The following is a 12683-nucleotide window of genomic DNA, read 5'->3' as shown; positions in this document are numbered from 1 at the left end:
GTCCTCCGCTCAGTCGCCCTTGTTCATCAACGCCAGGAATTCCCGGCGCAGATTGGCATCGCGCAGGAAAGCGCCGCGCATCACGCTGTTGGTCATCTTGGCGTGGTCATCCTTGACCCCGCGCCAGTGCATGCAGAAGTGGTCGGCCTCCAGCACCACGGCCAGTCCGTCCGGCTGCAGCTTGTCCATCAGCAGGTCGGCGATCTGGGTCACGGCCTCTTCCTGAATCTGCGGACGGGTCATGATCCAGTCGATCAGCCGCACATACTTGGACAGGCCGATCAGGTTCGAGTGCTCACTCGGCAGCACACCGACCCAGGCGCGGCCCATGATCGGGCACAAATGGTGCGAGCAGGCACTGCGCACGGTGATCGGGCCGATGATCATCAGCTCGTTCAGCCGCTCGACATTCGGGAATTCGGTGCTGGACGGGATCGGCACATAGCGGCCACGGAACACTTCGCGAATGAACATTTTCGACACCCGCCGTGCCGTGTCGCGGGTGTTGTGGTCGTTGCGGGTGTCGATCACCAGGCTTTCCAGCACGCGCTGCATCTGCTGCGCGACTTCGGCCTGCAGCGCGTCCAGCTCGCCGGGCTCGATATGGTCGGCAATATTGTCGTTGGCGTGGAAACGGACGCCGGCGGCCTCGAGCCGGGCGCGGATGCGCTGTGAAACGGGCGGGACGGAAGACGGGGGTTCGATGTCGGTGGGGCTCATTCTGGATTCTTGCCTTGGGTGGTGATGTTTCTTGTCACAGGCAGGGTAAAGCGCGCGCGCGCCGTTGACAAATGCCGGGGCCGGGCCGGCGGTGGCGGGCGGTCCATGAAGCGACGACGACGCACGGCCGCACCCCGCGGGCTTTCCCCCTCCCGCCGTCTTGACATGCATCATGGCTCCGGCCATCCCGATTGGGTTGCGTAATATATTCGGGTATATTTCGCGTCCGCATGGGCCAGGCCAGTCAGGGCTGGCCCGGGTTTCTGATTTTTTTACCTATCGCTATATATTGTTTTATATAGCGAGACAGGAGCGAAATGATTACGCCAGCGTCACCTCCGTTCCCCCGCCGTGTGCCGGGCCCGATCACCCTCAGTCCGTCCGTGCCCGACTGGCGTCGACGCTGGTTGCCGGCGCTGGTCAGTGCGGCCTTCGCCGCCGCACCGGTCTGGGCGGCAGACGGGGTGTTCGAGCTGGGTACCGTGGTGGTCACCGGCAGTCCGGTGCCGCCGTCGGCCAGCGGGGAAGCGGTGGTCAGCGCGGCACAGATGGCGAGCGGGAACCGCGATACCGTTGCCGACGCCGTGGCCATGCTGCCCGGTGTCAGTCTGTCGAAGAACAGCCGCAATGAGGACATGGTGTATGTGCGCGGCTTCGACGCGCGTCAGGTGCCGGTGTTTGTCGACGGAATCCCGCTGTATGTCCCGTACGACGGCTATGTCGACTTTGGCCGTTTCACCACTTTCGATCTGGCCGAGATCCGCGTCGCCAGGAGCGATGCCTCGCTGCTGTACGGACCGAACACGCTGGGGGGCGCCATCAATCTGGTGACGCGCAAGCCGGTCAAGCCGCTGGAAGGGGATATTCGGATCGGCATCGGCTCCGGCGACCTGAGCAAGGTGGCGGTCAACCTCGGCAGCAATCAGGAAAGCTGGTATCTGCAGCTTGGCGCGTCCTACCTGGACGCGAACTCGTTTCCACTGCCGCATGGCTTCAAGGACCGCAAGGCGGTACCGACCGACACCGGCGACAAGCGCGAGAATGCGTACCGTACCGATACCCGGGCCTCGTTCAAGCTCGGCTTTACCCCGAATGCGACCGACGAATATGCGATCGGCTATGTGACCCAGGACGGGGAAAAGGGCAACCCGGTCTATACCGGTGACTCGAACAGCGGCATCCGCTACTGGCGCTGGCCGTACTGGGACAAGGACAGTCTGTACTTCATCAGCAACACCCGGCTGGGCGACAACATTCTCAAGACCCGGCTGTACGAGGATCGCTACAAGAACGGTCTGTATGCGTACAGCGACAGCACGTACTCGACCGAACTCGTAAACAGGAACTTCCCCAGCTACTACGACGACAGGGTGCGCGGTGCCTCGGTCGAACTGACCAGCTATCTGCTGCGCGATCATGAGCTGCGCGTGGCCGCGCACTACAAGGAAGACAAGCATCAGGACAGCAACCCGCTGTCGCCGACCAAGAACTACCGCGACGTGACCACCTCGCTGGCGATCGAGGATACGGTGACACTGGCCCCGGCCTGGCGCCTGCGGCTCGGTGCCAGCCATGACCGGCGTGATGCGAAAGAGGTCTACCAGTGGCCGACCGGGTCGACCAGCGCCACCAATGGCCTGATCGAACTGAGCCATATTCTGGACGACAGCGGCAGCGAACTGTATGCGCTGGCATCGCACAAGACCCGCTTTCCGACCATCAAGGACCGTTATTCGGCCAGGATGGGGGCGGCACTGCCGAACCCGGACCTGAAGCCGGAAACCGCCAATCACGGTGAAATCGGGGTCAAGGGCACGCCGTGGGACGGCGGACGAGGCCAGCTGGCCGTGTTCTACAGCCATATCCAGGATCTGATGCAGAGCGTGATCGTACCGGCGCCGACCGGCACCTGCGGCAAGAACAGCAAGACCTGTCCGCAGATGCAGAACGTCGGTCGTGCCCGCACCGCCGGCGTCGAGCTGTCGATCGAACAGCAACTGCCGGCCAACTGGTCGGTCGGCGGGGCCTATACCTACCTGGCCCGGCGCAACCTCAGCGATCCGGCCACGCTGCCGACCGATACCCCGCGCCACCGCCTGTTTGCCCATGTCAGCTGGGCGCCGGCCAACGAGTGGGTATTCAATGCCACTGCCGAGGCCGAGCAGGGTCGCAAGGTCGCCTATGCCGGTGCCAATGGCTCGACCTTCCGCAGCCTTGCCGGGTATGCGACCTTCGGTCTCAACGGCGAATGGACGCCACGCAAGGACATGAGCCTGCAACTCGGCATGAACAATATCGGCGACAAGTGGTATGAACTGGCCGATGGTTATCCAATGCCCGGAAGGACCTGGTATGCCAATGCCACCTATCGCTTCTGAACCCGCCGTGCGCCGGGTCGCCGCCATCGTGCATGGCGAGGACGAGCAGGGCACGCACCGCCTGCTCGACACCTTCGCCCGCGAACTGCTGCAGCGTGGGCACCATGTGCGCGGCGTGGTCCAGAAAGACGCCGACTATTCGGTACTGACCGGCAAGCGCATGAGCCTGCTCGACCTGGACAGCGGCTGCAGCTATCCGATCTCGCAGGATCTCGGCCCCGGTTCAACCGCGTGCTGCCTGGATCCGGCGGGCATCGCCGCAGCCAGCGTCGTGCTGCGCCGGGCACTGGCCGAACGGCCCGAACTGGTGGTCGTCAACCGCTTTGGCGTGCTGGAGGCCGAAGGCAGTGGCTTTGCCGCCGAGCTGCTGGCGCTGATGGCCGACGGCGTGCCGGTGCTGACCGTGGTCGCGCCCAGATTCCTGGCCGCGTGGCGGGCGTTCACCGGCGATGATGCCGACGAGCTGCCGCCGCAGGCGGAGGCGCTGCGCGACTGGTTCACCCGGGTGGCGGAGCGCGCGCGGTGAAGCGACGCGAACTGCTGCTCGGGCTGGCGCTGGCGCCGTGGCTGACCCTGACTCAAGCCGGGTCGGCGCCGGCTACGGCTACGGTCTTTGGCCGTCCGCCGCCCCGGATAAAGCGCGTATTCGCCGCCGGTGCGCCGGCCGGGGTGCTGGCGTGCGTGCTCGCACCGGATACCCTGCTGGGCTGGCCGATGCCGCTCAGCACCGAAGCGCGGGGCTGGCTGCCGCCGGTGGCGAGGTCGCTGCCCTTTGTCGGCCGACTGGCCGGGCGCGGCACGACCATGCCGGTCGAAACCCTGTTGCAGCTGCAGCCGGACCTGATTCTCGACGCCGGCAGTCTGGACGCCACCTATGTGTCGACCGCGCGCAAGGTCGCGCAGCAGACCGGCCTGCCGTATGTGCTGACCGGAGGCCACCTCGCGCAACTGCCGGCGCAACTGCGCGAGATCGGCCGGCTGCTCGGCCGCGCAACGCGTGGCGAGACCCTGGCCACGCATGCGGAGCAGCTGCTGGCGCAGGCCGCGCGAGTCAGGGCGGCGCTGCCGGCCAGCGCCCGGCCGGGCGTCTATCTCGGCAGGGGCGCCGACGGGCTGGAAACCGGGCTGGACGGCTCGCTGAACATGGAAATCATCGCTGCCGCCGGCGGGCGCAATGTGGCGGCGGCAGCCGGGCAGGGCGGGCTGGCACGGGTGTCGCTGGAGCAGGTGCTGGCGTGGAATCCTGACGTCATCCTGACTCAGGATCCTGCCTTCGCCGCCCGGGCCCGCCGCGACCCGGCATGGCGTGCGCTGTCCGCCGTGCGCAACGGCCGCGTGCACTGCGCGCCGACGCTGCCGTTTGGCTGGCTCGACGGCCCGCCCGGCGTCAATCGCCTGATCGGACTGCCGTGGCTGCTGGCGCGGCTGCATCGCGAGCCGGCCCGGGTGCGTGCGCTGCCGGCAACGGTGTCGGCGTTCTACCGCCTGTTCTACGGCATCGAGCTGACTGCCACCCAGCGCGACCGGCTGCTGGGAGAGGAGGGATGAGCCGGCGCCATCCTCTGACTGGCTGGACCGTGGCGCTGGCGGCACTGCTGGCCACACTGGTTGCAGCCTTCGCCATCGGCAAGTTCCCGGTCGCTCCGGGCGAACTGCTGCGCGGGGTAGTGGCCCGCCTCGGCGGCCCGCCATCCGGCCTGCCGGTCGCCGTGGAAACGGTGATCTGGCAGATTCGCCTGCCGCGCATCGCTGCCGGCCTGCTGGTGGGGGCGGCCCTGTCGGCAGCCGGCGCGGCGTACCAGGGCATGTTCCGCAACCCGCTGGTCTCGCCGGATATTCTCGGTGTGTCGTCCGGCGCCGGTCTTGGCGCGGCATTCGGGATTTTTCTCGGCCTGCCGCTGTCGGCCGTGCAGGGGCTGGCGTTTGCCGGCGGTCTGCTTGCCGTTGGCGCGGTCTATCTGATTGCCGGGCTGGTGCGCCGCCATGACCCGGTGCTGGTGCTGGTACTGGCCGGTGTTGCGGTCGGTGCGCTGCTCGGCGCCGGGATTTCGCTGCTGAAACTGCTGGCCGATCCGTATACCCAGCTGGCGTCGATGACCTTCTGGCTGCTTGGCGGGCTCAATGCAGTGACGGCGGGCGATCTGCTGCTGACCGCGCCGCTGATCATCGCCGGCCTGCTGCCGATGGCGCTGCTGCGCTGGCGCATCAATCTGCTCGGCTTCTCCGACGAAGAAGCCTCAGCGCTGGGCGCCAATGTGACCCGACTGCGGCTGATTCTGGTGGCGGCAGCCACACTGACCACCGCCGCCGCGGTGTCGCTGACCGGCATTATCGGCTGGATCGGGCTGGTCATTCCGCATATCGCCCGGCTGCTGGTCGGCCCGGATTTCTCGCGCCTGCTGCCGGCGTCGCTGCTGCTCGGCGCCATTTTCCTGCTGTTGACCGATACCCTGGCGCGTACCGTGGCGCCGATCGAACTGCCGCTCGGCGTACTGACCGCACTGGTTGGCGCGCCGTTCTTCCTGTTCCTGCTGGCCCGGGGCGGGAGGCCGGCATGACGCCGCCGGTGATCGAAACCCGTGCGCTGGCCATCGGCCATGGCCGACAGCCGCTGGGGCGCGACATTGCCTTCTCGCTGGCCGCTGGTGAGGTGCTGTGCCTGCTCGGTCCGAATGGCAGTGGCAAGACTACTTTTTTCAGAACCCTGCTTGGCCTGCTGCCGGTACTGGCCGGCGAGGTCCGGGTCTGCGGCGAAGCCGTGGCCGGCTGGTCGCAGGCCGCCTTCGCGCGCCAGGTCGGCTATGTGCCGCAGGCGCATGCCGGCGTGTTTCCGTTTACGGTCGCGGAGGTCGTGCTGATGGGGCGCCTGGCCCGAATCGGCCGTTTCTCGGCCCCGTCGCGGCAGGATCGCGACATCGCGGCAGACTGTCTGGACATGCTGGGCATTCTGCCGCTGCACGACCGTGTCTATACCGCGATCAGTGGCGGCGAGCGCCAACTGGTGCTGATCGCCCGCGCGCTGGCCCAGCAGCCGGCACTGCTGGTCATGGACGAACCGACCGCCAGCCTCGATTTCGGCAACCAGATCCGCGTGCTCGACCATATCGGCCGGCTGCGCGGGCAGGGCATGGCCGTGCTGATGTCGACTCATCAGCCCGAGCATGCCCTGCGGGTCGCCGATCGCATTGCCCTGTTCAATGCCGGCCAGGTGATCGCAGACGGCCCGCCGGCCGCCATGATCACCCCGGCGCGGCTCGCGTCCCTGTACGGTGTCAGCGAAAGCGCCGTCTCCGCGAGCCTGTCCCCGTTGTTGTCCCCGGAAAGGAATGTATTGCCATGACCATTGCCGCCATTGATTTCGGCCGCCTGTACCAGGATCACCTGATCGCTGCCGCGCGCGCGCCCAAGCCCGCCAGCGACTGGGATGCCCGCGCAGCCGACATGAAGCGCAAAGTCATGCGCGGCCCGTATGTCGACGCCTTTATCGCCGGCATGAACCTGGATGGCGCCCGCACCCTGCTCGACATCGGTTGCGGACCGGGCACCATCGGTCTGGCGCTGGCCGACCGGCTGGAACGGGTCTACGGGCTCGATTACAGCCGCGCCATGCTCGACATGCTGGTCGCCAATGCCGCAGAGCTGGGGCTGGACAATGTCGAGGCGATCCACCGGGCCTGGGAGGATGACTGGTCCGACCTGCCGCAGTGCGACATCGCGGTTGCCTCCCGTTCCACCCTGGTCGCCGACATGGCTGCTGCGCTGAAAAAGCTCGACGCCAGCGCGCGACTGCGCGTGTACCTGACCCATATCGTCGGCGGCAGCTTTATCGATCCGGCCGTGCTGCAGGTGCTGGGGCGGACCCAGCCCTGCCTGCCGGACTACATCTATATCGTCAATATCCTGCACCGGATGGGCATTCATCCGCGGATCGACTATATCGAGACCCCGAGCCGGCTGGCCGATGCCGTGGATTTCGACAGCTTTGCCGCCCGGGTCGCCTGGTCGCTCGGCGAGCTGGACGACAACGAACGCGCACGGCTGCAGGACTGGTACCAGCGGGAAGGCACGGCGGCGATCGAGCCGATCCGCTGGGCGCTGATCTCCTGGGACGTTCGCCGTCCGCGCCAGGGAGCCTGACATGGCACATCCCCTCTCAAACTGGGTCAGCCACCATCGTCAGACCCATCCTGCCGCCCCGTATGGCAGCACTGCTGCCGGCGACGTGCCGGCAGACATTGTCCATATCCTGGCCAGCGTGCTGCGTCACGTACAGGACGGCGAACTGCCGCTGTTCGCCTGGACTCTCGGTCTGCCGCAACCCTCGCTGCTGTCGCTGATCGAGCGCTGCTTCCCGGAAATCGGCCCACTGGAGCGGATGGACGACAACGACTATGCGGATATTGGCAAGATCGTGCCGGAGCGCTACCGGCAGCTGGTGGCCGCGCTGTCTGCCCATCGCGCCGACAGCCTCAACCCCGAATACGCCGACTGGCTGGCCCGGGCCATTGCCGCCGCTGCACTTGGCCATCGCGAGCTGTGGCGCGACCTTGGCCTGAGCGGGCACGAATCGGTCCCGGCCCTGTTCCAGCGCCATTTTCCGTCCTTCTCCGCCGGCCTGACCCGGGTGCCGGACTGGAAGTCCTTGCTGCTGGCCGCAGCAGCGCCGCACCCCCAGGAGCATGCCGGCGGCGAGTTCGCCAATGCGGTGTTTTTCGACGAGGCGCAGATCGACAGCTGGATCGGAGAAGACGCCCCGCTGCTGGACCTGACCACGCAGTTGCTCGGTATCGGCACCCGGCCGGCGCGCATGCGGCTTCGCTCGCGTCAGGCCACCGTGGTGGCCTGCACCGAGGAGGCGGTCCGGCTGGTCGAGCGCTGCGGCGGGCGGGTCGAGCGTTTTGTTCCCAGCGGCAGCCGGGTGGCGGCCGGCCAGGTTCTGTTGAGTGCGACCGGCCGCGCCGATGCTCTGCTGCGGGCGTGGAAAGTGGCACAGAACCTGCTCGAATATGCGTGCGGCGTGGCCACTGCAACAGCGGCCATGGTCGATGCGGTCCGGGCGGTGAACCCGGACGTGGCGGTACTGACCACGCGCAAGCATCCGCCGGGGCTGCGCAAGCTGGCGCTGAAGGCCACACTTGCCGGCGGGGCGTTTCCGCACCGGCTGGGGCTGGGAGAAACGCTGCTGGTTTTCCCGCAGCACCGGGCGCTGCTCGATGACTGGGACGTGCTGCGCGAACGGCTGGCGCGAGTCTGCGGGGCGCTGAGCGAGAAAAAAGTGGTGATCGAGGCGCATGATCTCGACGACGCATGGCAGGCCCTGGCGGCCGGCGCCAGCGTCATCCAGTTCGACAAGCTGGCGCCGGACGCGCTGCGTGCCGCCTGCAACGCGCTGCGCGCCCATGACGGCGAACTGGCACTGATCGCCGCCGGCGGCATCCATGCCGGCAATGCGGCAGACTATGCGGGTTGCGGTGTCGATGCGCTGGTCACCAGCAGCCTGCATTACGCGCCACCGGCTGATATTGGCGTCGGGATCGAGCCCTGGCCTGCCGCAGATGGAGTGTGATCGACCGGGTTTTCGCCTACACTCGGCGCACCCCCGATCATCACTCAATTCAGGAGCCCGGCATGCAGACCAGTGCGCGCAACCAGTTTGTCGGCAAGGTGTCGCAGATCAAGACCGGCATGGTGAACGACGAGATCGAACTCGTGGTCGCCGGTGGCCAGAAAATTGTCGCGACCGTGACGTGTGACAGCACGGAACAGCTTGGTCTGGTCGTCGGCGGCGAGGCGTTCGCGCTGGTCAAGGCATCGTCGATCATTATCGTGACCGACCAGCAGGGCGCCCGCTTCTCGGCCCGCAATCACCTGCACGGTACGGTCTCGCGACTGCAGACCGGTGCGGTCAACACCGAAGTGGTGCTCGACCTGCCGGGCGGCGGCGCGGTGGCCGCCATCATCACCAACGAGAGCAGTCAGGCGCTCGGGCTGGCAGTCGGCGTGCCGGCCAGTGCGCTGTTCAAGGCAACCAGCGTGATTCTGGGCGTAGCAGCCTGACGGCAGGCGGGCGATACCGGCCATGATATCGCCCACCAGCAAATACCAATTGCATACCACTCCATTGATTTCTATTGTTCATCATGCCCGATGGTGAAACAGAAAAGGAAATGGCATGGAAGTGATCAAGATGGCATCGTCTCAGTGGCAGAACTCGCCGAGAGGGGCTTTCGCATTGACACCCAGCGCGAAAAGCATTCCCGGTCAGGCCATCGACTATGCGCTGTGCCAGATCTGCCGCTTGTCGAAAAAAGACGGGGGCATTGTCAGCAACCCGGCCGATGAGCTTGGCTGGAATCCTTCGACGACAGGAGAGGATGCGATCAAGCTGGCAACGCTGAATCCTGCCAACGGGTGGTTTGTCGACAATCTGTTCCGTGCCGACGCAAAGCAGAACTGCATCTATTTCATGGACAGTTTTGATCCGGCCTCGATCAAGACCATTCTGGACTACACGGCCGACTGCGTGGACAGCGGGACCCGATATATAAGCGGCGGGCCTGCCGCCGGCAGTCCGTTCAGTGGCGCGACCATTGCCGGGAACCTGAGGAACGGCACCATCGTGGCAACCGGCAGCAGTGCCGGAAAACAGGTCTTCCTGCAGGACAGGCCGGACATTGCCGCTGACGACCACCTCGATTTTCGTGTCTATCTGATGTACCGGACGGGAACCGAGCAGAAAAGCGAGTTCGTGACGGTCGGCGGTTTTACCTGGAGCTTTGATGGTGCCGACAAAACCGCCACCTTCGGTGGCTTTTTCACCCGCTGGGCCGACCTGATTGAAGATCTGATGGGCAAGGCCATGCAGTTCCAGAATCAGACCCAGAAAACGCAGTGGTCCTATCGCCAGACGACCGGCCAGTAACGGTCTGTTTGCCGGCGGGCTCCCCCGGATGCCCGCCGACGCTGGCTCAGTGCACCGCCACCTTGTCCAGCATGCGGCCGATACCGTCCATGACCCGCAGGTTGGCCTGCTCCATGGCCTGCAATTCGACCAGCGCCTGATCCCATTCGCCAGCGTAGTGGCACTCGATCGCCCGCCGCGCATGCTGGTGAACGGCGCGGTGCGGCGTTTCCAGCTCGGCGTAGCCGGGCAGGCCGGCAAAGCGCTCGTGGCCTTCGCCATCGTAGTACCACTGGCCGAGGCGGCATTCGGTTTCATCCGGCAACGCGTCCGGACGCAGATCGGACAGGCCGAGCAGCACCTTGTAGACCTCGAGCTTCAGCGTCAGCTCTTCAATGTTCGCCAGCTCGACATTGGACAGCGTTGCCGACGACGATACCGCCCGCTCCATGCCGCGCGACAGCGTCATCAGTTGCTGCATGCTGTGCATGGCCGCTTCGCTGTCGGTCGAATAGCGGCCGGCATCGTCGGCCCCCAGCTCCATCACCGAGCGGGCGGCACTGGTCTCCTGCTGGATGGTGCCAACCAGGGTCGCGATCTCGGCCGTGGCCTTGCCGGTACGTTCGGCCAGCTTGCGCACCTCGTCGGCCACCACGGCAAAACCCCGGCCGGCCTCGCCGGCGCGCGCCGCCTCGATCGCTGCATTCAGCGCCAGCAGATTGGTCTGGTCGGCGACCTCCTTGATCAGGCGGACGATGCCGTCGATCTCGGTCGCACGCTGGTGCAGGCCGTCGACGGTACGTGACGCCTCGTGCATGCGCTCGAACATGGCGCGCAGATTGCCGGCGATGCGCTCGAATGCCTGGCGGTTGCTGTCCGACTGGCTGGCGGCTTCGCGGGCTGCCTGCCGTTCCCCGTTCAGGGTGCCGGCCAGACCGAGAAACGACTGGCGCACGCCGCCGAGCGATTCACCAAAACGACCAAAATTGGCGAACACGCCATCCAGCGTCGCCTGACGTCGGCGCAAGGCACCGGCTTCGTCGCTCAGCCGGCTGCGCTCGGCATCCAGTTCGGCGGTCCGTGCCTGCTCCCGGGCCAGTTGCTGTTGCAGGGCGGCATTGTGCTGTGCGCTTTCGGCCAGCGCGTGTTTGTATTTCCAGAACAGCATGATGGCTCCACGTCCGGGGAGCAGGTGAGGGTGGCAATTAAAGATGAATATAAAATACATGTTTAAATGCGTCAACTCTCTGCACGTGTGTCCCTGCGACCATCAGCCGCATTGCGCGGGAACGGCAGGCTGTTTACGCTACAGATGTTCGTCGCCCCCAGCTGACGATTCACTCCAGGGTTATGCAAGCAGGAACGGCCGGTCAGCCCCCGGCCGTTTTTTCTGCCCGCCCGGCGACGATCTCGCCCTGACTGCCAGCCGGCCATGCAGACCGGCTGCCCGGAATGCGGATTTTGCCACTGCCCAGTCCTCCCCTTGAGCCCAGCCCTTGTCCTGCCTCGTGCCCACCGCTTTCTGGTGGATATCCGGTCGAAGTTTGAAAAATCGGATTTGTCTGATGGAAATCGCTTTGCGCACCGCCGATGATGGTAAGCATCAAGATGCTTGATGTTCTTGCTGCCTCACCTCTGCCCGCACTGTATGAACTTGTCTGGCTTTATCCCGGGGATGGCCAATATTGTTTTGGGAGTGACATGTTTACCGTAAACGATAAAACGTGGCGGAGATCGGCATGAACATTTACGACCCTATTTTCTCACGCAACATGATATTGGGCGTCGTGTTGCTGCCCATGATGGCGATTGCACAAGCCCCACTGCCCCCGTTGGAGTATCTAAAGAGTGATCCACCGACGGAGAAAACCAGTTATGCCTCCCGTATTGCCAACCGCAAAGGGGTACATGACGCAGACCCGCACGTGTATGTCTATAACGCCGAATTTGCCAGGCGCTTCCAGATGCCTGATGAGTGGATTTCGGCAGAGCTCAAGGGCGTCGATGCCGTGGCTTTTCGCGAGGTCCCCCGTCCGTACAAGACCTGCGGCTGGGGTGGAAACCCCAAGGCATGCCGCACGGATGAAGTGCGGTGCGAAATGGACATGTATTTCGACCAGACACGCAATCCGCTGCCGTGGGACGATCGAATGAACCCTGTAGATACTCTCTTTGACATTGCGAAGTCGTCCTGGTTTATCGGTTCATTGGCGAACCAAGAAATGCGCCCTCGCACCAGCTTGTGGGGCGGGGTGCCTCTGCCGCGATCCCCCTTTACCGACCCAAAGACGGGCAAGGAACTCATGTGGCAGGGGGGGTACTGGAATAGTGATAAAGATCGTGGCGGAAGCTACTGGGGGATAGCCAGTTACGACCGGGAACCATTCGCCGGTGTGTCACTGGTAACTGTGGGAGGGGGATGCGGTGAACCGGCAGATGCATGGTGGTTAAGCTCAAATAACACTGGATATGAGGAAAAAGCCCAAACGTACAAGCTGGTCACGTTACCCCAAACCTGGAGAGTTCGCGTGAGACAGGCGCTGCGCGAGTCCAGGGCGCGCGCAGAAGCCTTCTTCAAACGCGAAGGAGAGAAGGCGATGAAGGCGTTAAGTGAATCACCGACGCCCAGCCAATCGATTGTCCCCGTGCAGTGACGATCGGTGCAGAGCTTCAATTCGGTGTTA

The 12683-nt window shown here is 65.0% G+C and carries 13 protein-coding genes; 10 read left to right on the top strand and 3 right to left on the bottom strand.

The annotated features are described in order from the left end of the window. Positions 1-9 precede the first annotated feature (9 nt). Positions 10-720, bottom strand: coding sequence for a GTP cyclohydrolase I (folE, locus tag DFO50_RS12285; protein ID WP_051528936.1), 711 nt, complete (start codon positions 718-720; stop codon positions 10-12). A gap of 383 nt (positions 721-1103) precedes the next feature. Between folE and DFO50_RS12280 the strand changes: the two genes are divergently transcribed. From DFO50_RS12280 to DFO50_RS12240, 9 genes are all read left to right on the top strand, one after another. Beyond that, positions 1104-3098: a TonB-dependent siderophore receptor gene (locus tag DFO50_RS12280; protein ID WP_199489823.1), complete on the top strand. Its 1995-nt coding sequence runs from the start codon at positions 1104-1106 to the stop codon at positions 3096-3098. After that, positions 3073-3624 carry a DUF2478 domain-containing protein gene (locus DFO50_RS12275; RefSeq protein ID WP_169735654.1) on the top strand — a complete coding sequence of 184 codons (552 nt, stop codon included), beginning with the start codon at positions 3073-3075 and terminating at the stop codon, positions 3622-3624. Before DFO50_RS12280 ends, DFO50_RS12275 begins: the two co-directional genes overlap by 26 nt. Next, a complete protein-coding gene (locus DFO50_RS12270) occupies positions 3621-4646 on the top strand; it encodes an ABC transporter substrate-binding protein (RefSeq protein ID WP_112692600.1) in 1026 nt (341 codons plus the stop codon). Before DFO50_RS12275 ends, DFO50_RS12270 begins: the two co-directional genes overlap by 4 nt. Then, complete coding sequence (locus DFO50_RS12265; protein ID WP_036386282.1) at positions 4643-5656, top strand: iron ABC transporter permease; 1014 nt, start codon at positions 4643-4645, stop codon at positions 5654-5656. Before DFO50_RS12270 ends, DFO50_RS12265 begins: the two co-directional genes overlap by 4 nt. Further along, positions 5653-6438, top strand: a complete 786-nt coding sequence (locus tag DFO50_RS12260) for an ABC transporter ATP-binding protein (protein ID WP_112692599.1) — start codon at positions 5653-5655, stop codon at positions 6436-6438. Before DFO50_RS12265 ends, DFO50_RS12260 begins: the two co-directional genes overlap by 4 nt. Beyond that, on the top strand, positions 6435-7235 hold the full coding sequence (locus DFO50_RS12255) for a class I SAM-dependent methyltransferase (protein ID WP_028499719.1): 801 nt from the start codon (positions 6435-6437) through the stop codon (positions 7233-7235). Before DFO50_RS12260 ends, DFO50_RS12255 begins: the two co-directional genes overlap by 4 nt. A 1-nt stretch (position 7236) precedes the next feature. Then, positions 7237-8664: a ModD protein gene (gene modD, locus DFO50_RS12250; protein WP_112692598.1), complete on the top strand. Its 1428-nt coding sequence runs from the start codon at positions 7237-7239 to the stop codon at positions 8662-8664. A 62-nt stretch (positions 8665-8726) separates the two neighbouring features. Beyond that, positions 8727-9155, top strand: a complete 429-nt coding sequence (locus DFO50_RS12245) for a molybdopterin-binding protein (RefSeq protein ID WP_084300151.1) — start codon at positions 8727-8729, stop codon at positions 9153-9155. Between the two features lie 115 nt (positions 9156-9270). Continuing rightward, positions 9271-10020 carry a hypothetical protein gene (locus DFO50_RS12240; protein WP_028499721.1) on the top strand — a complete coding sequence of 250 codons (750 nt, stop codon included), beginning with the start codon at positions 9271-9273 and terminating at the stop codon, positions 10018-10020. 46 nt (positions 10021-10066) lie between these two features. Here the strand turns inward: DFO50_RS12240 and DFO50_RS19945 are convergent, their stop codons facing one another. After that, on the bottom strand, positions 10067-11167 hold the full coding sequence (locus DFO50_RS19945; RefSeq protein WP_028499722.1) for a methyl-accepting chemotaxis protein: 1101 nt from the start codon (positions 11165-11167) through the stop codon (positions 10067-10069). A 202-nt stretch (positions 11168-11369) separates the two neighbouring features. Then, positions 11370-11603, bottom strand: coding sequence for a hypothetical protein (locus DFO50_RS18900; RefSeq protein ID WP_146745070.1), 234 nt, complete (start codon positions 11601-11603; stop codon positions 11370-11372). Positions 11604-11738: 135 nt separating this feature from the next. On the opposite strand from DFO50_RS18900, the gene DFO50_RS12230 reads away from it, so the two are divergent. Continuing rightward, entirely contained in the window at positions 11739-12653 is a 915-nt protein-coding gene (locus DFO50_RS12230; protein WP_036386286.1) for a hypothetical protein, read from the top strand. The last annotated feature ends 30 nt before the right edge of the window (positions 12654-12683 follow it).

It is taken from the genome of Microvirgula sp. AG722 (assembly GCF_003269145.1).
GTDB classification, from domain to species: domain Bacteria; phylum Pseudomonadota; class Gammaproteobacteria; order Burkholderiales; family Aquaspirillaceae; genus Microvirgula; species Microvirgula aerodenitrificans.
Note: the sequence above shows the minus strand (reverse complement) of the source record. Positions and strands in the feature narration are given on the sequence as shown.

Coding starts and splice junctions, on each gene's coding strand:
- folE (WP_051528936.1), bottom strand. CDS start 720: ATGAGCCCCACCGACATCGAACCCCCGTCTTCCGTCCCGCCCGTTTCA.
- DFO50_RS12275 (WP_169735654.1), top strand. CDS start 3,073: ATGCCAATGCCACCTATCGCTTCTGAACCCGCCGTGCGCCGGGTCGCC.
- DFO50_RS12265 (WP_036386282.1), top strand. CDS start 4,643: ATGAGCCGGCGCCATCCTCTGACTGGCTGGACCGTGGCGCTGGCGGCA.
- DFO50_RS12260 (WP_112692599.1), top strand. CDS start 5,653: ATGACGCCGCCGGTGATCGAAACCCGTGCGCTGGCCATCGGCCATGGC.
- DFO50_RS12255 (WP_028499719.1), top strand. CDS start 6,435: ATGACCATTGCCGCCATTGATTTCGGCCGCCTGTACCAGGATCACCTG.
- modD (WP_112692598.1), top strand. CDS start 7,237: ATGGCACATCCCCTCTCAAACTGGGTCAGCCACCATCGTCAGACCCAT.
- DFO50_RS12245 (WP_084300151.1), top strand. CDS start 8,727: ATGCAGACCAGTGCGCGCAACCAGTTTGTCGGCAAGGTGTCGCAGATC.
- DFO50_RS12240 (WP_028499721.1), top strand. CDS start 9,271: ATGGAAGTGATCAAGATGGCATCGTCTCAGTGGCAGAACTCGCCGAGA.
- DFO50_RS19945 (WP_028499722.1), bottom strand. CDS start 11,167: ATGCTGTTCTGGAAATACAAACACGCGCTGGCCGAAAGCGCACAGCAC.
- DFO50_RS18900 (WP_146745070.1), bottom strand. CDS start 11,603: ATGCTTACCATCATCGGCGGTGCGCAAAGCGATTTCCATCAGACAAAT.
- DFO50_RS12230 (WP_036386286.1), top strand. CDS start 11,739: ATGAACATTTACGACCCTATTTTCTCACGCAACATGATATTGGGCGTC.